Origin of the sequence: Brevundimonas sp., from assembly GCF_036732845.1 — a bacterium.
Taxonomy (GTDB): domain Bacteria; phylum Pseudomonadota; class Alphaproteobacteria; order Caulobacterales; family Caulobacteraceae; genus Brevundimonas.
Genome location: NZ_DAINBO010000013.1, coordinates 26,168 through 44,091 on the forward strand (window position 1 = coordinate 26,168; position 17,924 = coordinate 44,091).

The window sequence follows — 17,924 nt, forward strand, 5'->3', positions numbered from 1 at the left end:
AGGCGGCGTCAAGGCGAAGGCTCAAAACAGGCTGACGGCCAGGTTCACCGCCATGGCCACGATCACCGTGTTGAAGACGAAGGCGGTCAGGCTGTGCAGGGTCGCGACATGGCGCTGGGTGCGGCTGGTGATCTGGATGTCGGCGGTCTGGGCGGCGACGCCGATGACGATCGCGAAATGGATGAAGTCCCAATAGTCCGGGGTCGTTTCGCCGGGAAACAACAGGCCGCGCCGGTCATGGCCCTTGTCGTTCGGGGCGTAGAATTCATGCGCGTAATGGAAGGCGAACAGGGCCTGCACGAAGCTCCACGACAGGGCGAGGGTCAGGATCGTCAGGCCGGTCATGGCCGCAGAGGGCCGCCCCTGGCCGCCCGCGCCCTCCAGCGCGACGGCGCCCAAGGCGAAACCGGCCGCCAAGATGCTGAGCGGCAGGATCCAGCGACCGCCCTGGTCCAGGGCCTGGGAGCGGCGGCGGATGGCGTCGATGTCGCGAACCCGTGTCGCCCGCGCGGCCGCCAGGATCAGGAAGACAGCGCAGGTCGCGTCCCAACCGATCACGGCGCGCCACGCGGCGTCCCGCCCGGTCAGGGTCAGAGCCAGGGCGACCGCAGCGCCCACGGCCAGGGACGCCAAAAGGGGCGTGTACAGACGCAGCGCGCGGATCATGTCGGCTCTTGAACCTTTTCAGTGATGAAGTGGCGGCCCTGGCGGTCCTCGACCTCGACCACCCAGAGATCGGGATCATAGCGGCGCTGGCGCTCGACATAGGCGTCCAGCTCGCTCTCGAACTCGCTCTGGACGGGCTGGATCCACAGTCGTTCGCCGTCAGGACCGAAGGCCTCGGTATAGAGCCGCGCCTGGCGCGTGGAGGTGTCATAGGCCTTGACGATCACCGTTCCGGCGCGGTCGTCGCCGCGCTTGACGACCGTCGCATTGGCCCCGGCGACCTCGGCCCGGCGGATCAAGGCGGCGACCCAGACGTCTGACGAAAGAAGCAAATCGCTAACCCTGCTCGGAAACCAGACCGGAACCCGTATGGGCCTAGGGTCACGGCATGAGGATAGGCCGAAACGCCCGCCGCGCCAGCCTGATCGCCGCCATCGTCGCCATGGCCGCGCCGGTTCACGCCTGGGCGGACGCCGCCTCCACCTATTACGAGCGCAGCTTCGTGCTGGCCGCGAACCAGCGCTGCGGCCTGTTCGCGCGGCCGGTGGCGGCGGCGCTGGACGCGGCGACCTGGCAGGCGCGGGGGGCGGCCCTGCGCGGCGGGGTCGGCGAGGTCGATCTGGCGGCGCGGGCGGCGCGGGCGCGGTCGCGCGCGGCGGCCACGCCTTGCAGTCATGCCGAACTGGCGACGGTGAAACAGAGGGTCGATCAGGCCTTCATGGGCTGGTCGCGTTTGGCGCGGATGAATTTCGACGCCGGGAGCGCGGGCTGGGCGGCCGACCGCTACGCCTTCACGCGGCCCGGCTGGCGACTGGTGCAGGCGACGCGCACGGGCGCCTCTCCGGTGCGGTTCGGCTATGCGGGCGAAAGCGTGGGGACGGACCTGAGCGCGGTGGTCTCTTTCGTCGGGCGGCCCCGACCCTATGCGGCGCGCGTGGTGCTGAGGGATGCGCGGATCGGCTCGCGGCCCTGGCCCGGCGGCCTGCCGCCCGAGAGCCAGCGGATGACGGTCTGGTCGTCCGGTTCCGCCGCGGCGGCCCCCGGCTTGGTCGCGCCCAAGGGACAGGGCGAGGTCTGGACGTTCCGGGCCGACCTGGCTGACGCCCTGGCGCGGCTGGACCCGCGTGAGCGGTTCACGGTCGAGTTCGTGTTCCGCGACGACAGCGTGGCGACCGCGACCTTCGAGGCGGGCGACTTCGCCGCCGGTCGGGCCTTCCTGGCCATGGGTCCGGTCTAGACCTCGGTCCTGATCGGGATCACATCGGCGCCGCCCTCGGGCGGGGCGGGGCGTTGCAGCACGACGACCGGCAGACGCACGGTCACGGCGGTGCCTTCGCCCAGGGTCGATTCCACGCTCATCCGCCCGCCGTGCAGTTCGGCCAGGGCGCGCACCAGCGACAGGCCCAGACCCGTGCCCTGGGCGCGCTGTTCGGACCCGCCGGCCTGTTCAAACGGACGGCCCAGGCGGGCGATGTCCTCGGCCGCGATGCCGACGCCGGTGTCCGAGACCACGACCTCAAGATAGGGACCGACGGCGTCGGCCGTGACGGTCACCGAACCGGTCGAGGGCGTGAATTTGATGGCGTTGGACAAGAGGTTCAGGGCGATCTGCTTCAACGCTCGCCGGTCGGCTGTGACCGGGATCGGCTCGCCCGGCAGGACGGCCGCCAGCTCTACGTTTCGATCTGAGGCCTGGACGCGCACCAGGGCCACGGCGGCCGACAGAACCTCGCGCGCGTCGAACCGCTCCAGCGCCAGTTCGTAGCGTTCGGCCTCGATCTTGGAGACGTCCAGAACGTCGTTGATCAGATCCAGCAGATGCCCGCCCGCCTCATGGATGGAGGCGGCGTATTCGGCGTATTTCGGCGTCAGCGGGCCGAACAGGCCCTGGCGCATCATGTCCGAGAAGCCGAGCACGGCGTTCAGGGGCGTGCGCAGTTCGTGGCTCATATTGGCCAGGAAGCGGGTCTTGCCCGCGCTTTGGGCCTCGGCCTCGGCGCGGGCGGTCTCCAAGGCGACCTCTTGGGCGTACTGGCCGGTGTCGTCGAAGGCCAGGGCGATGACGCGCCGTGCGCCGCCGGGGTCCGTCAAGGGGCGCAAGGCCATGACCACCCGGCGGTCCAGCGCCAGGCGCGGCGCGAAACGGGCCTGGGCCGCCTGTCCGGCCAGGGCCTTGTCCAGGGCCGACAAGACGGCGGGCCGATCCGGTGCGTGGATGGCGGCGATCAGGCCCTGATCGAACAGGGGGTCGATCGGCAGGGCGGGCGGCGCGACGCCATAGGCCGCCAGCACCCGGCCCGAAGGCTCCAGCACCAGGCTCAGGCCCGGCAGGCCCGACAACAGGCCCTCGACCCGCGCCACCGTCTCTTCGGCGGTCTCCAGCCGGGCCGCATGGTCCTGGGCCGTCAGCCGCAGGGCGGCGAACAGGGCGGTCAGCGTCAGCAGTCCCGCCACGGCCGCTGTCAAGGGCGCCGCCGCGTCCGGTTCCGTCAGCCAGGTCGCGACCAGACCGGCCAGGACGGCGACGCCCGCGCCCACGGCCCCGGCCGCGACCAGGCGCGCCCGGTCCAGCATGACGCCCGCGGCCAGGGGCATGATGGTCATGGCCGCCGCCGAGCCGGACAGGCCGCCGGTCAAGCTGGCGGTCGCCGTCGCCGCCAAGATCCAGGCCGCCAGCACCAGGGCGCGCGATCCCGGCCCATCGCGCCACAACAGGGCCAGTCCGGCCAGCCCCGGCAGCACCATGACCAGCAGGCCGACCGATCCCGCGTCGCCCAAACCCGGCGCGCCCAGCAGCCGCCCGACCAGCGCCAGTATGGCGACCGCCGCGGCCCAACCCACGTGCCATGCGGCCAGGGCCGGGCGTCCGCCCGACGAGGCCTTGGCGGGAGGGGAGGGGGGGTGGCTCAAGCAGGAGGGTCCGAGCGGTGGAAAGGCCGCGCGAGCCTAGCTTTCCTGGCGAGTCGTCTAAAGACCGCTCCCGCGACAGGCGAGGAGCGGTCTGGGCCTGAACCGCGTTCATCTGGGGATGGAGCGGGCGATTGTCCTTAACGGCCGGACGGCCTATCTGGCGGCGCGATGGACACGCCCCCGCCCCCCGAAGACGCTCTGGCCGAACTGGTCGAGGAGTTCGACCTGCTGGGCGACTGGGAGGGACGGATCGAATACGTCATCGACCTGGGCAAGGGTCTGGCGCCGTTGCCCGACGCCGACCGCACCGAAGTCCATAAGGTGCCGGGCTGCGCCGCCCAGGTGTGGCTGGCGTCCGAGACGAGGGACGGGCGGCTGTGGTTCCGGGCGGATTCCGACAGCGCCCTGTCCAAGGGCAATGTCGCCCTGTTGCTGAAACTCTATTCCGGCCGCACGCCGGATCAGATCCTGGCGTTCGACGCCCGTGCGGCTCTGGACCGTCTGGGCCTGCCCCAGGCCCTGACCCGCCAACGCGCCAACGGCCTGAACAACATGGTCGGCCGGATCAGGGAAGCGGCGCTGGCGGCCTAGGTTCGTGAAGCCGCAAACCTCCGTCACCCTCGGGCTTGTCCCGAGGGGCCATGGGGGCTGCGGGCCAGACCGAGGCTATTGTGACCGCTGGTCAGGACCCTCCGCGTTCGAGGACGCCGCCGAGATAGGCCCTCGGGACAAGCCCGAGGGTGACGGAGCTTTGAAGGCCTTGGCGAAACGCAGAGCCGATCATGGGGTCTTCATCTAGGGGGCAGGCCCGAAAAAAAGCGCGTCTATCGAGTCTATCTAGTCGATCGAGTCTAGATTCGACGGCCCTGCGCTGAATGGCGTTCGGACCCTAGCGGCGTTCGATCCCGTAGTGGCGGACCAGGGCGTCCAGTCCCGCGCACAGCGCCGCCCGGCCTTCACGGCGTCTCAATCCCAGCCCCTCTTCGGCCAGGCGCAGCGACGAGCCGCGCACGCAGATGCGGTCCAGCATCGGGCGCAGGCGCGGCCCGGCGGCGGTCAAGGCGGCTTCGACGCGGCGTGCGGCGGCCAGGGCGCGGTCGGTCGGTTCGATCCGCGCCGAGGTTCCCGCGCCCGAACGGGGCAGGGCGTCCCAACGCATGGTCAGCGACGGTCCCGCCAGGGCGATTTCGGCGTCCGCGCGCAGCCGTTCGCCCGCCGCCGCCTGGGCCGGGGTCAAATATCCCCGCCGCGCCAGCCACAGGACGGGGCTTTCGCCCAGATTGGCGCGGCGCGAGGTCAGACGGCCGTCGGTCTCCATCAGCGGGCGCTCACCGTCCTCCACGCCGGGACGGCCCGACCGGTCAGGCGCGGTCTCGCCCTCGGGCCGCAGGCGCCAGCCGCCGCCATCGCGCGGCCGCAGGCCCGGCCGGGCGATCAGGGCGCGCAGGCCGGTCTCGTCCAGGGTGGTGACCACCCGCGAGCGCCGGTCGGGTCCCAGCCGGACGGCGTAGGCGGCGCCTTGCGCCTCCAACCAGGCGCCGGGTCGGGCCAGCAGGGTTCGGGCGCGATCCGGCGAGGCGGTCAACGCGGCAGATCGCACAGCGGCGCCTCGAACAGGGTGGAGATCAGGGTCTCCAGACGGTCCAGCATGGCGTCCAGCTCGGGCCGGTCGCGCTCGTCCTCGACCCAACGACAGGCATTGCCCGCCGTGGCGCGGTTGACGCCGAAGACATGGCCGACCCGCTCCAACGGCCAGCCGAAGGCGATGTGGCTCAGATACATGGCCAGCCAGCGCGCGCGGCAATGGCCGTCGCGCAGCCGGTCGCGCGAGGCGATGCGCCGGGCCGACAGGCCGGTGGCGGTGGCGACCAGATGAATGGCCAGGCCGGCCTTGGACCGGTCGGTCTCCATGACGGGCACGCGGTACGGTTCGGACACTCCAGACTCCCCTGATTGAACGTCGTCCGCATTCTGGCGGACGTGGCGACTATGATAGGAATATAGTCTTATTCAACGTCAAAACCGGTCGCATCGCCCGCCGCGACGGGCGGCGTCGCACGACAACCATGCGTGGTCGGGCGGCTGAGCGCGCGCGTGGCGCGTGGCTGACGGAAAAGTGAGTCCGCTTGACTCGGGACTCTCGACGCCGATTCGCAAATCAGCCTACGATTCGCCTCAATGGGGCGGCGTTAACGTTTCTTAAGGCTTCGGCCGATTAACGTCCGAACAAGGTTACCCGTTCGTCTTGAAACGGGTGTGACGGTCAAGCTTCGCCTGGAGGGGCATGAATGCGCGTTCTGCTGATTGAAGACGATCACGCCACGGCGCAAAGCATCGAGCTGATGCTGAAGTCCGAAGGCTTCAACGTCTACACGACCGACCTGGGTGAAGAAGGCATCGATCTGGGCAAGATCTATGACTACGATCTGATCTTGCTGGACCTGAACCTGCCGGACATGAGCGGTCTGGAAGTTCTGCGCCAACTGCGTGTCGGCAAGATCAACACCCCGGTGATGATCCTGTCGGGCACCCACGAGATCGAGACCAAGGTGAAGACCTTCGGCGGCGGCGCCGACGACTATATGACCAAGCCGTTCCACAAGGACGAGCTGATCGCCCGCGTCCACGCCGTGGTCCGTCGCTCCAAGGGGCACGCCCAGGCCATCATCCACACTGGCGAGATCGCCGTGAACCTGGACGCCAAGACGGTCGAGGTGAACAGCCACCGCGTGCACCTGACCGGCAAGGAATATCAGATGCTGGAGCTGCTCTCCCTGCGCAAGGGCACGACCCTGACCAAGGAGATGTTCCTGAACCACCTGTACGGCGGCATGGACGAGCCGGAGCTGAAGATCATCGACGTCTTCATCTGCAAGCTGCGCAAGAAGCTGGCGACGGCGGCGGGCGGCAAACACTATATCGAGACCGTCTGGGGCCGCGGCTATGTGCTGCGCGATCCGCAGGAAGGGTCGCAGACCGTCGCCGCCTGATCCGGCGTCACAGACTGAACATCGAAGCGCCCGCCGGGATGACCGGCGGGCGTTTTGCAATTGGGCGACTGTCGGCTGGGGATCGCGAACGTCAGCTATGGGTGGGAAGTAGACTTTGCACGATAGGCTCAGGGGGACATAGTTCCCCCATGAAGTCCGTCCGAAACCGCGCATCGAGACCTTCAATCAGCGCGGCTAGCGCCTCAGTGGTTGCAGCCATAGCGTTAAATGCATGCGATCGAACGAACGAGCCGATACCACCTACGGTAAGTCAGACGGAAGCCTGTGAGATTACCCTGCTCGCGTTGATGGCGAACACTTCCAACGACAGGCCCTGGCGTCTTTGGACGCATGAGCCTGTCTCCAAGAATCAGCACTGGCGAAGTGAGGACATCTTATTGCAGGCCCAGTGGCATGCAATCGATCCCGCGTCCGGCCACGCGATTACGGTCCGGGGACCCTCGTCTGTCACCGCGCACGCGGTAGTCAACACTCCTCCCGCAACGGGCATTAGCTGCCCGAGTGTGAGAAGTGCTGCATCGGAAGCGGACAATCGATTTGTTCACGTCCGAACGACGAAAACGACCGACGATGACAGTGATTTCGCCAAGGTGGAGGTGATGATCGAACGCGCCGTCGTGTCTCCGAATGGCCGAGAGGCCATTGTATATCTGGGGCGGGAAGAATCGCCGTTGTCAGGCCTTGGCGAGTTGATACTGTTCCGAAAGTCCCCGACCGGGCAGTGGTCCGAGGCTGCTCGAGCGGGCGTTTGGGTATCTTGACCGTAGCCGTCATGAGGAAGCTTAGCGTCTTTTCGATATATCCCCTGGCGTCCGCAACGAGTCGACTGCCGTCACAATCCAGCCCGCTGATCGCGGACGTACGGGTTCTTGGATCACCCTCTACCTGCTGAACGCCCCCGCCACCGCGTCGAACATCGGCGTCGGCGCGCCTGAGGCGTCGAACAGCAGCGGGCTGTCCTTGCCGTCGTCCTTGTCGCCGCGCCGCAGCCAACTGTCGGTGTCGCGCACGCCCCAGACGGTGAAGGCGTATCGCTGGGCCGGGGGCAGGGCCATGAAGGCCTCGGTCAGTTCGGCGACGCGGGCGGTCTGCTGATCGCGCTTCTGTTTCGGCGTGCGCGGATCGAAGGCGCCGTCGCGCCGCAGCGAGGCGTCCAGCTCAGACACATGGATCGGCAGGCCGAACTGGGCGGCCTCGCGGATGAAGGCGGCCGTCTGACCGGCGGGGATTTCGATGTCGAGGTGCGACTGGGTCCCGATGCCGCCGACGGGCGCGCCGGCCTTCAGCAGCCGCTCGACCAGCCGCAGGAAGGTCGCGCCCTTCCTCGGATTGTTTTCCAGATTGTAGTCGTTGAGGAACAGCACGGCCTGGGGATCGGCGGCCCTGGCTTGCTCAAAGGCGCGGATCATGTAGCCGTCCTGGCCCAGCGCCCGGCTGTAGAGGCAATCGCGCAGACCGTCGCCGTCCTCGGCCACCGGCTCGTTGACCACGTCCCAGCCCGCCGCCTGGCCGGCGTAGCGCCCGGCGGCGTCGGCGATCCAGCGATCATATTCGCGGCCGAACCGCTCGCCGGTCAGGCTTTTGAACCAGGGATGGTCCTGAGCGTACCAGATCAGGGTGGTGGCGTGCAGCCGCAGGCCGTGGCCGCGGGCGAAGGCGGCGATGCGGTCGGGCGCGTCCCAGCGGCGGCGGCCGTCGGCCAGGAGGATGTACTCCATCTTCATCTCCCACTCGGGCGTGAGCTGGGAGAAGTGACGGGTCGCCAGTTCGAGCCACTGGGGATCGTCGAACTGGCCGGTCATGGCGCAGGTTCCGACCGGAAAGGCGGCGAGGGACTTGAGCGGGGGGGCGACGCGCGGTGCAGACTGGGCGGCGGCGTTCCGGTCGCAGGCGGCCAGGGCCAGGGTGGAAGCCAGGAAGAGGCGGCGTGAAACATCCTCCCCCGGGGAGCGTAGCGGAACGGGGGAGGGGGACCGCGAAGCGGTGGAGGGGGCGAAAGCCACGGCCGGTGTCTGGGGTCGCCCCCTCCACCATGCGGGGCATGGTCCCCCTCCCCCGATGCTCGGGGGAGGATCTGACGGCTCAGACGGCACGCCGTCTCAGGCCCAGTTCGTCGAAGGCCGCGGTTTCGCGCCGGCCGGCCGCGAGAATGGCGTTCAGACGGGTGGTCTCGGCCACATGCTCGAACTTCTTCAACTCCTCGAACGCGCCGGTCAGGGCGTCGCGGGCGCCCTCCTCCTCCAGGTCGAGGTCGTGCAGATCGGTTTCGGCCGCGCCTTTGCGGGCCTTCCAGCCCATCAGATAGGCTTGCAGCAGCAGGCCGGACTCGGTGTCGTGGCGGGCGCGTTCGCGCTCGACCTCGGCCTCGGCGTCCAGCACGGCCAGGCGCATTTCGGCCGAGGCGCGGCGGGCGGTGATCTCCGCCAGACGTTTCTGCAACGTCTCGACCTCATAGTTGGAGATGCGGATCAGCGATTGTGCCCAGGCGGTCATCGCGTCACTCCTTGATCATGCCGACGTTCAGGATGCCTTCCAGTCGGTTAAAGGAATCCGAAAGGCGGGTGGCGTCGTCCGGCGACTGGGTCAGAAAACTCTCCAGCGCCGGGTTCAGGGTGATGGCGCGATCAACCACGGGGTCGGCGCCGGACCGATAGGCGCCGATGCGGATCAACTCTTCCATGTTGGAATAGGCGCTCAGGCACTGGCGGGCGCGACGGTTCAACTCGCGCTCCTCGAGCGTCTGACAGGCGGGCATGGTGCGGCTGATGGACTTCAGCACGTCGATGGCGGGAAAGCGGCCGCGCTCGGCGATCTTGCGGTCCATGACGATGTGGCCGTCCAGAATGCCGCGCACGGCGTCGGCGATCGGCTCGTCATGGTCGCCGCCGTCGACCAGCACGGTGAACAGGGCGGTGATCGGTCCCGCCGTCGTGCCGTCGGGCCGGATCGGGCCGGGACCGGCGCGCTCCAGGAGCTTGGGCAGTTCGGTGAAGACGGTGGGGGTGTAGCCCTTGGTCGTCGGCGGCTCGCCCGCGGCCAGGCCGATCTCGCGCTGGGCCATGGCGAAGCGGGTGACCGAGTCCATCAGGCACAGGACCTCCAGATCCTGATCGCGCAGGAACTCGGCGCAGGCCATGGTCATATAGGCGGCCTGCCGGCGCTTCAGGGCCGGTTCGTCGCTGGTGGCGACCACGACGATGGCGCGCTTCAGCCCCTCTTCGCCCAGGGTCTCCTCGATGAATTCGCGCACCTCGCGGCCGCGTTCGCCGATCAGGCCGACGACCACGGCGTCACAGGTCGCCTGGCGCGCCAGCATCGACAGCAGCACCGACTTGCCGACGCCCGAACCGGCGAAGATGCCCAGACGCTGGCCCCGGCAGGTGGTGGTGAAGACGTCCATGGCGCGCACGCCCAGGTCCAGACGCGCGCCGACCCGGCCGCGCGAATGGGCCGGGGGCGGGGGCGCGCGCAGGGGATAGGCGGCGGGGCCTTGCGGCAAGGGTCCCTTGCCGTCGATGGGATTGCCGAAGGCGTCGATGATCCGGCCCAGCCAAGCGGTGGTCGGGCGCACGGCGGCGGCGGCGTCGATGATGCGGATGTCGGCGCCGGGGGCCACGCCCTCGACCGGGCCGAACGGCATCAGCAGGGCCTTGGCGTCGCGGAAGCCGACCACTTCAGCCGGCAGGGCGGGCAGGCCGCGCCGTCCGATCTCGGCCCGGGCGCCGACGGCCAGACGCGACAGGCCGCCCCGGGATTCGATCAGCAGGCCGCTGACCCCGGCGACCTTGCCGGTCACGATCAACGGATCGATCGCTTCGACGGCGGCGACGAGATTGCGCAAATGGAACGCCCCAGGACAGGCGTTAACCTTTGGGCCGTCATGGTTAACCAGGGGTGAAGACGGCTAGGCCGGGAGTTGGTCGACGCTGTCCGGGGCGGTCGTCGCGGCGGTCTCCTGGCGCGTGGTCAGGATGGCTCCGGCCGAGGCGGCCATGATGGCGGCGATGGCGGCCCATTGCTGGAGCGTCAGCAGTTCGTGCAGGAACAGCACCCCGGCCACGGCGCCGATGGCGGGTTCGACGCTCAGCAGGACGCCGAAGGTGCGTTTGGGCATGCCGCGCATGGCCACCATGTCCAGCGAATAGGGCAGGGCGCTGGAGGCGACGGCGACCAGCAGGGCCGTGGTCAGGACGGCGGGCGCCAGCAGGCCGATCCCCGCCTCGGCCACGCCGAAGGGCAGGATGACCAGGGCGGCGACGGTCATGCCGATGGCGACCGAAGGACCGGCGGGAACGCCGCCCAGCCGCTTGCCGAAGATGATGTACAGCGCCCAGCAGACGGCGGCGATCAGGGCGAAGCCGACCCCGACCGGGTCCAACGCCCCGGCGCCCTGGCGCAACGGCAGCAGCATCAGCAGGCCCGCCGCGGCCAGGCCGATGCAGGCGAAATGCACCGGTCGCCGCGCATGAACCAGGGCCAGGACCAGGGGACCGGTGAACTCGATCGCCAAGGCCAGACCCAGGGGAATGGTCTTCAGCGACATGTAGAAGGTCAGGTTCAACAGACCCATGGCCCCGCCGAAAGCCAACAGACGGCCGACGTCGGCCTTGGTCAGACGGACCCGCCACGGCCGAAAGATCGCCGTCAGCATCACGGCCGCCAACCCGACCCGCAGCGCGGCGGTCCCCTGGGCGCCGACCAGGGGGAACAGTTGTTTGGCGAAGGAGGTGCCGAAGGCCAGCGAGGTCATGGCCGTGAACAGGGCCAGATAGGGCACGAACGGCGCCCAGCGGGCGCGGACGGCGGCGGGGGAGAGGGTCAGGGCGGTCATGCCCGGAGCCTAGGCCAGGACGGCTTGTGTTTCTCGGCGATTTCAGGCGTGAATGCACCTGTTTTCGTCTTCAATGGTCATCAAATGACGAATTTCATCGATCTGGATGCATTCGACCATCGGCTGCTGGCGCGGGTCCGGCGCAACAATCTGGAGCCGGCGCGGGTGACGGCCGAGGCGGTGGGCCTGTCGGAATCCGCCGTGTTGCGCCGCCTCAGACGGTTGAGGGCCGAGGGGGTCATCAAGGCCGATGTGGCCATCGTCGATCCCGCCCGCGTCGAACCGCGCATCGTGCTGCATGTGCTGGTCGAGATGACGACCCAGGAGCGTCCGGCGATGGAGGCGTTCAAACGCGCCCTGGCCGCCAGTCCTGAGGTCCAGGGCGCCTGGGACGTGACGGGCGAGACCGACTATCTGGTCACGGTCGCGGTGCGGTCCATGGCCGAATATGAGGCCTTCTGCCTGCGTGAACTGACCGTCGAGGCCAACGTCCGAAGCTTCAAGAGCATGATCGTGATCCGCGAGGTGGTCGGCTTCGATCCCGCGCGGGCGCATCTGGCGGGCGGTTCCTGAAGGCGGCGATGCGGCCAGACGCCACTTTTGCCGAAGGGCGGGGCCGACTATGTGGAGGGCCTCAGCCGATTGGAGATCTCCCCCATGTCCGACGCCGCCTATGACGCCTCGCGCCACCTGAAGACCGGTCGGGGCAAGGTCTACGCCTCGATCCTGGACACCATCGGCGACACCCCCCTGGTCGAACTGCCGCGTCTCTCGGCCGAGCTGAAGCCCAAGGCGCGGGTTCTGGCCAAGTTGGAGTTCTTCAATCCGATCGCCTCGGTGAAGGATCGGATCGGCGTGGCCATGATCGAGGCGCTGGAGCAGGCGGGCAAGATCGGTCCCGGCTCGGTCCTGATCGAACCGACCAGCGGCAACACCGGCATCGCCCTGGCCTTCGTGGCGGCGGCCAAGGGTTACAAACTGGTTCTGGTCATGCCCGAGAGCATGTCGGTCGAACGGCGCAAGATGCTGAAGCTGCTGGGCGCCGAACTGGTGCTGACGCCCGCCGAGAAAGGCATGAAGGGCGCCATCGCCATGGCCGAAGAACTGTTGGAGCGCACGCCCGGCGCGGTCAGCCCGGCCCAGTTCGACAACCCCGCCAACCCCGCCATCCACCGCGCCACCACGGCCGAAGAGATCTGGAACGACACGGCGGGCGCCGTCGACATCGTCGTGGCCGGCGTCGGCACCGGCGGCACGGTCACCGGCGTCGGTCAGGTGCTGAAGGCCAGGAAACCCTCGGTGCGCATGATCGCCGTGGAGCCGACCGACAGTCCGGTGCTGTCCGGCGGCCAGCCCGGCCCGCACAAGATCCAGGGCATCGGCGCCGGCTTCGTGCCCACCGTGGTCGACCGCGCCGTGATCGACGGCGTCGAGACCGTCTCGAACGATGACGCCTTCGACATGGCCCGCCGCGCCGCCCGCAGCGAAGGCATTCCCGTCGGCATCAGCTCCGGGGCCGCCCTGACCGCCGCCTTCCGCCTGGCCGCGCTGGACGAGAATGCGGGCAAGACGATCGTGGCGATCATCCCCAGCTTCGCCGAACGCTATCTGTCGACGGCCCTGTTTGAAGGGCTTTGACTTTTTGAGTCGCGGCCGCGCGTGATGAGGCATGACGAAGGGGACGAGCGGCCCTGAGATCGTCCGAGGAGGGACCATGCGATCGACCTTGGCGTTCGCCGCCTGCGCCGCGGCGTTGACCTTTACGACGGCGGCCTTTCCGGCCTCGGCCCAGGAGACGTCGGCCTATGACGCGCGCGCCGCCTTCGCGCCCTTCGCGCCGCTGATCGGCAAGATCTGGCGTGGTCGCGGCGTGGGACCGGACGGGGCGAGTGTCGAGGACGTGCAACGCTGGGACTGGGCGGTCGGCGGCCATGCCCTGCGCGTCAGCCATGCGGTCAACGGCGGCGTCTACGGAGGCGAGACCCTGATCGCGCGAGAAGGCGACGTCTACGTCTTTCACTATTTCACCACCGGCGGCTTCCACACGACGGGAACCATCACACCCTCGGCGCCGGGCGTCTTCACCATCGACGAGACGGTGCACGGCGCTTCGAGCGTCCAGCGGTTGCGGGCCACGGGCGAAATAGGGGCGGACGGCGTTTACCGCGTGCGCTCTTCGACCCAGAAGGACGGCGCCTGGGTCGAGGTCGGCGGCTTCGACTATCGCCAGGACCCGACGGCGCGAGTGCGCTTGCCCGTGGTGGGCGACACAGATCAGGTCGAACATGGAGCCTTGCGGCTGAGCCGGATGATCCTGGCGACCAATGGGGAGCCGGGCGACGCGGCCGGTTATCTCAGGATCGCCAATGACGGGACCGAGGCCGACCAGTTGATCGGCGCGTCCTGCGATTGCGCCGCGCGCATCGAGATCCACCGAATCCGCGAGGATCGATCCGGCATGGACACGGTGGAGGCGCTGGACGCGCCGGCGGGCGGGACCCTGGACATCCGGCCCGGCAGCCGGCTGCATCTGATGCTGATCGGCCACGACCCGCGACGGACGGCGCGGCTGCGGCTGACGTTCCGCGACGCGGGCGAAGTCGAGCTGCCGTTCAAATCGACGGCGACGAGCCGCGCCGCTTGGGACGCCTTCGATTGAGCGACACGCCCGGTTAACCGTGTGCGGCTAGGCTGGGCGGCATGAATGAGGCGGTTCCGGCGATGACGGACGGCGCCCCCAAGGGGGCGTTCAAGGCGCGGCACGCGCTGTTGAAGCGCCTGGCCGACGTCGTTTCGCTGCCCGCCAGTCGGATCAACGCCTTCGAGCGCGCGGTCACGGGCGATCTGCTGGTCGAGATGCTGCGTCTGGCGGCGCCCGAGGAACGGCGGCGGGTGACGGCGCGCCTGGCGCCGTTGTCCGAACTGCCCAACAGCCTGGCGCGGCTGTTGTTGCGCGACGAACCGTCGATCGCGGGGCTGTTGATCGAACAGTGCGCGTCCCTGAACGACGCGGACTTGGTGGGGTGCGTCCGCGATACGGGACCGGAACATCGGCTCTTGATGGCCGGTCGGCGCGGCCTGTCGGAGGTGGTGACCGAGAGCCTGGTCGGCTTTGGCGAAGCGGTGGTGATCGAGGCGGTGCTGAAGAACCCCACGGCGCGCCTGTCGCAAGGCGCCGTCGAGATGGTGGTGGCGGCCAGCCGTACGACGAACGCCCTGTGCCACCTGTTGCTGAAGCGGCCTGAGCTGCGGCCGTCGGGCGCCTATGCGATGTTCTGGTGGTGCGATGCGGAGGACCGCAGGACCATCCTGCAACGCTTCGCCGTATCGCGTGAGGTGATGCAGGAGGTCGTCGACGACGTCTTCCCCATGGCCGCGATAGAGAACTGGCAAGATCCGGTGTCGAGAAAGGCGCTGCAATTCATCGAGCGTCGACAACGCAATCGCGCCGCGATCGAGAAGAGTCCCTTTGGAAGTCTGGAGGAGGCGGTCCAGGCGGCCGGGGATCGGGGCCTGAGCCGCGAGGTCGCGGCCGAGATCGCCTATCTGGCGGGGGTCAAGCCGCTGACCGGCGCCAAGATCCTGGGCGATGTCGGCGGCGAGCCGGTGGCGATCCTGTGCAAGGCGACGGGCCTGGGCAAGAGCGACCTGCGCAACCTGTGGCGGTCGATGCGCCGCCCCGAGACGACGCAGGCGGGCCTGGTCGATCCGGCCTGGGTGCGGGTTCAGATCACCTTCGACATGCTGGCGGTCGATCGCGCCCAGACGGTATTGCGGTATTGGAACTGGTCGTTGTCCTCGGCGATGACTCCGGCCCTGATGCGCGCGATCAGGGATGGCGAAGACGGGGCCGTCGATGAATATTCGACGCCCGAGCGCACCGCGATGATGGCTCTGGCGCAGGACTTCGGCCGCTAGACCTGTTCGGCAATCATTCGGCTTTAAAACTGAATAGAGACGCGGTTCAGTTGAATTTAAGCGCACATTGCTTTTCGATCCGAAGCTCCGTATTGACAACCGTCGTTTCTGATCGATTCCGGTCAGATCAAAATTCATATGACGGAAGGTCGGGGCGTCCCAATGGAAGAAAAGCCTGAACTGCTGGAAATGACGGCGGACATCGTGTCGGCCTATGTCAGCAACAATACGGTCAACGCTGACGCCCTTCCGGGGCTGATCTCCAGCATTCACGCGATGCTGTCGCAGGTCGCCGGCGGCGGCGTCGAACCCGAGCCGGAACCGCAAGAACCGGCGGTGCCGGTTCGCAAGTCGATCAGCCCCGACTACCTGATCTGTCTGGAAGACGGCCGCAAGTTCAAGTCGTTGAAGCGCCACCTGCGCACCAAATACGACATGAGCCCCGAAGAATACCGCGCCAAATGGGGTCTGCCGAAAGACTATCCCATGGTCGCGCCGAACTACGCCAAGGCGCGTTCGGATCTGGCCAAGCAGATGGGCCTGGGCCAGGGCGGCCGCAAACCCGCGCGCGGCGGTCGCGCCAAGAAGTAAGCGGTCGATAGATCGAGATGCGGACGCCCGCCTCTGACAGGAGGCGGGCGTTTTGCTGTTTGAAGCCTGCCGCGTGAAGACCGGCGGCGGATGTGCAGGTTCAGGCCGCCTGCACGCCCCGGCGCATGCGCCAGAAACGCAGGGTGCGCATGGCCGCGTCGCGCGTCAGATCGGCGTACATGCGGGCATAGCCGTGCGCCTTGCCCATGGCGTCGCCCTCGCTGTTCAGCAGGACGACGGCGTAGGTCAGGAAGATGGCCCGGTCCAGGTCGGCGGCGCGGCAGATGACGGCCAGAGCGTCCAGTTCGCGCCGCTCGATGATCTGGGCGGCGGTGTGGAAGTCGACGTCGGACAGTTGGGCCAGGGCGATGACGAAGGACGTCCGCCCGCCCGAGCGCAGGAACCGCGCCAGCATCTGAGGGGTGAGCTGGCCGGCGGCCTTCAGCTCTTCCACATAGGCCAGGCTTTCGGCGTAGTCGGCGGGCAGGGCGCCGTCGTCGGCGGCGACCCGCGCGCGGCCGGCGGCCAGGGCGCTTTCCAGCAGCACCGGGTCCATGGCGGCGTTCTGTTCGAGGATGCGCTGACGCAGGCGGGCCTCGACGACGAAATACATCTCGTTCAGCAGGTCGGCGGGCAGGCCGCGACGGGCCACGGCCGCCTCATGCAGGGCCGGATTGGCCTTGGCGCGTTCGACGGCGGTCTCGGCCCCGGCGCGCGACAGGCGGGCGCCGTCGTTGCGCAATAGGCTGCCCAGGGCCGTGTCGTCGCCCTTTTCGACGATGGCGTCGGAGACGGCCTCGGACACCTCGGCGCGTTCGGTGACGGCCAGGATGTGATCCTGGCTGCGCGTGCGCACGACCTCGATCAACTCCGCCTCGCTGAGGACCGGCGAGGTCCGCAGCACGGCGCTGGCCACGGCGGCCTCGTCATTGGCCAGACGGCGGATCAGGGTCGGCGGCGCATTGGGCGCGGCCGCGAAACGGGCGGCCAGTTCGGCGCGCACGGCGCTCTCCATCTCGGCCGACAGGTCGGACAGGACGGCGTCGAACAGGGCCTGTTCGTTCGGCGAATGGGTCGGGGCGCCGAAGAAATGATCGGTCAGTTCGCGCAACAGGGCGCGGCGCGTCTCGCTGGACGGCTCTTGGGCCAGGGCGATCAGGTCCGGCAGTCGCGAGGGCGATGGGGCAGGTGCGGCGGAAGCGTTCATTGGATGTCGTCGGTGTTCGTCTGCGGAGCCGGACGCACCCGGCCGTTGTTGTCGCGCAGGACGGTAGGGGCGGCGGGCGGTTCGGCCAGATCCTCGGACTGGGGCGTGCGCTCCAACTCGACCGGCAGGGCGTCCAGATAGACGGGCGCGGGCATGGCGATGGCGTCGGGCTGACGGCCGTTCTGACGGTGCAGCGAATAGTAGCGCGCCTGAGAGCCGGAGATCGCGGCCGCCTGCCGCACTGGCTGTGGGGCGGCTTGCTCGGAGGCGACCGGAGCGGCGGCGGCGCCAAGGCGGAAGATGGGGGCGTCGCGGCGCGGAGCCATGGGATCGGCGGCGACGGCGGCCGCGGCGGCGGTCGCGGGCTGGACCCTGTCCGCCGGAATGGGAGCCGGGGCCGGGGCGGGCATGGGTGCGGGCGGGGGCGCCTGGACGTTGCGCTCAACGGGCGGCCGCATCCAGGCGTTGGCGGGGGTCAGGCCGCTTCGGGACACGACGGGCGCGGGAGCGGGCGCGGCGATGGAAGGCGCGCCGCCGTGGGGGATCACGCGCGGCGGCGCCGACCGGGCCGGGACCGGGCGTTGGGGCGAAACAGAGGGGACGGGCGCGGTGCGGTCGGGTGCGTCGGCCTGGGCCGCCTTGCCGGTCCAGGTCAGATACCGCAGACCGGCGGCCTGGCCGTCGGCGGGCGGGCGCGTCTGGGCCTGGGCGACGCCGGCGAGGGCGATCAGGGCGATCGACAGGATCAGGGTGTGGCGCACGGCGGCGGTTCCCACGGCAGCGTTCAGCC

The 17,924-nt window shown here is 68.9% G+C and carries 19 protein-coding genes; 8 read left to right on the forward strand and 11 right to left on the reverse strand.

Annotation, left to right across the window (positions count from 1 at the left end; all coding sequences use genetic code 11):
- Positions 1–21: 21 nt before the first annotated feature.
- Both V7D63_RS06795 and V7D63_RS06800 read right to left on the reverse strand, forming a co-directional pair.
- A complete protein-coding gene (locus tag V7D63_RS06795) occupies positions 22–666 on the reverse strand; it encodes a DUF1345 domain-containing protein (RefSeq protein ID WP_333591509.1) in 645 nt (214 codons plus the stop codon).
- Positions 663–998 (reverse strand): DUF1491 family protein, encoded by a 336-nt coding sequence (locus V7D63_RS06800; protein WP_333591510.1) that lies wholly within the window; start codon positions 996–998, stop codon positions 663–665. The genes V7D63_RS06795 and V7D63_RS06800 overlap by 4 nt, the downstream gene beginning before the upstream one ends.
- 56 nt (positions 999–1,054) lie before the next feature.
- Here V7D63_RS06800 and V7D63_RS06805 point away from each other — a divergent pair, with 56 nt between their 5' ends.
- On the forward strand, positions 1,055–1,903 hold the full coding sequence (locus tag V7D63_RS06805; protein ID WP_333591511.1) for a hypothetical protein: 849 nt from the start codon (positions 1,055–1,057) through the stop codon (positions 1,901–1,903).
- On the opposite strand, the gene V7D63_RS06810 is transcribed toward V7D63_RS06805, so the two are convergent.
- On the reverse strand, positions 1,900–3,576 hold the full coding sequence (locus V7D63_RS06810; protein ID WP_333591512.1) for a sensor histidine kinase: 1,677 nt from the start codon (positions 3,574–3,576) through the stop codon (positions 1,900–1,902). The genes V7D63_RS06805 and V7D63_RS06810 overlap by 4 nt on opposite strands.
- A gap of 168 nt (positions 3,577–3,744) precedes the next feature.
- Here V7D63_RS06810 and V7D63_RS06815 point away from each other — a divergent pair, with 168 nt between their 5' ends.
- Positions 3,745–4,167: a SufE family protein gene (locus V7D63_RS06815; protein ID WP_333591513.1), complete on the forward strand. Its 423-nt coding sequence runs from the start codon at positions 3,745–3,747 to the stop codon at positions 4,165–4,167.
- A gap of 298 nt (positions 4,168–4,465) precedes the next feature.
- Here the strand turns inward: V7D63_RS06815 and V7D63_RS06820 are convergent, their stop codons facing one another.
- Positions 4,466–5,176, reverse strand: coding sequence for a DUF6456 domain-containing protein (locus V7D63_RS06820; protein ID WP_333591514.1), 711 nt, complete (start codon positions 5,174–5,176; stop codon positions 4,466–4,468).
- Complete coding sequence (locus tag V7D63_RS06825; RefSeq protein ID WP_333591515.1) at positions 5,158–5,514, reverse strand: chromosomal replication initiator DnaA; 357 nt, start codon at positions 5,512–5,514, stop codon at positions 5,158–5,160. Before V7D63_RS06825 ends, V7D63_RS06820 begins: the two co-directional genes overlap by 19 nt.
- Before the next feature lie 350 nt (positions 5,515–5,864).
- On the opposite strand from V7D63_RS06825, the gene ctrA reads away from it, so the two are divergent.
- Positions 5,865–6,566 (forward strand): response regulator transcription factor CtrA, encoded by a 702-nt coding sequence (gene ctrA, locus V7D63_RS06830; RefSeq protein WP_333591516.1) that lies wholly within the window; start codon positions 5,865–5,867, stop codon positions 6,564–6,566.
- Positions 6,567–7,468: 902 nt separating this feature from the next.
- Here ctrA and V7D63_RS06835 read toward each other — a convergent pair.
- From V7D63_RS06835 to V7D63_RS06850, 4 genes are all read right to left on the reverse strand, one after another.
- Positions 7,469–8,503 carry an endo-1,4-beta-xylanase gene (locus V7D63_RS06835; protein WP_333591541.1) on the reverse strand — a complete coding sequence of 345 codons (1,035 nt, stop codon included), beginning with the start codon at positions 8,501–8,503 and terminating at the stop codon, positions 7,469–7,471.
- Between the two features lie 166 nt (positions 8,504–8,669).
- Positions 8,670–9,080: a flagellar export protein FliJ gene (locus V7D63_RS06840; protein ID WP_333591517.1), complete on the reverse strand. Its 411-nt coding sequence runs from the start codon at positions 9,078–9,080 to the stop codon at positions 8,670–8,672.
- 4 nt (positions 9,081–9,084) lie between these two features.
- Positions 9,085–10,428: a flagellar protein export ATPase FliI gene (fliI, locus tag V7D63_RS06845; RefSeq protein ID WP_333591518.1), complete on the reverse strand. Its 1,344-nt coding sequence runs from the start codon at positions 10,426–10,428 to the stop codon at positions 9,085–9,087.
- A gap of 63 nt (positions 10,429–10,491) precedes the next feature.
- Positions 10,492–11,418, reverse strand: coding sequence for a DMT family transporter (locus tag V7D63_RS06850; RefSeq protein WP_333591519.1), 927 nt, complete (start codon positions 11,416–11,418; stop codon positions 10,492–10,494).
- Between the two features lie 84 nt (positions 11,419–11,502).
- Between V7D63_RS06850 and V7D63_RS06855 the strand changes: the two genes are divergently transcribed.
- From V7D63_RS06855 to V7D63_RS06875, 5 genes are all read left to right on the forward strand, one after another.
- Positions 11,503–11,991, forward strand: a complete 489-nt coding sequence (locus tag V7D63_RS06855) for an Lrp/AsnC family transcriptional regulator (protein ID WP_333591520.1) — start codon at positions 11,503–11,505, stop codon at positions 11,989–11,991.
- An 84-nt stretch (positions 11,992–12,075) separates the two neighbouring features.
- Positions 12,076–13,056, forward strand: a complete 981-nt coding sequence (gene cysK / locus V7D63_RS06860) for a cysteine synthase A (RefSeq protein WP_333591521.1) — start codon at positions 12,076–12,078, stop codon at positions 13,054–13,056.
- Positions 13,057–13,132: 76 nt separating this feature from the next.
- A complete protein-coding gene (locus tag V7D63_RS06865) occupies positions 13,133–14,077 on the forward strand; it encodes a copper chaperone PCu(A)C (protein ID WP_333591522.1) in 945 nt (314 codons plus the stop codon).
- A 62-nt stretch (positions 14,078–14,139) separates the two neighbouring features.
- Positions 14,140–15,336, forward strand: a complete 1,197-nt coding sequence (locus V7D63_RS06870) for a DUF2336 domain-containing protein (protein WP_333591523.1) — start codon at positions 14,140–14,142, stop codon at positions 15,334–15,336.
- A 162-nt stretch (positions 15,337–15,498) separates the two neighbouring features.
- The gene (locus V7D63_RS06875; RefSeq protein WP_333591524.1) at positions 15,499–15,927 is read left to right on the forward strand and encodes a MucR family transcriptional regulator; all 429 of its coding nucleotides are present in this window, start codon (positions 15,499–15,501) and stop codon (positions 15,925–15,927) included.
- 100 nt (positions 15,928–16,027) lie between these two features.
- Here the strand turns inward: V7D63_RS06875 and V7D63_RS06880 are convergent, their stop codons facing one another.
- Positions 16,028–17,134, reverse strand: a complete 1,107-nt coding sequence (locus V7D63_RS06880; protein WP_333591525.1) for a DUF2336 domain-containing protein — start codon at positions 17,132–17,134, stop codon at positions 16,028–16,030.
- A complete protein-coding gene (locus V7D63_RS06885) occupies positions 17,131–17,910 on the reverse strand; it encodes a hypothetical protein (protein WP_333591526.1) in 780 nt (259 codons plus the stop codon). The genes V7D63_RS06880 and V7D63_RS06885 overlap by 4 nt, the downstream gene beginning before the upstream one ends.
- Between the last annotated feature and the right edge of the window lie 14 nt (positions 17,911–17,924).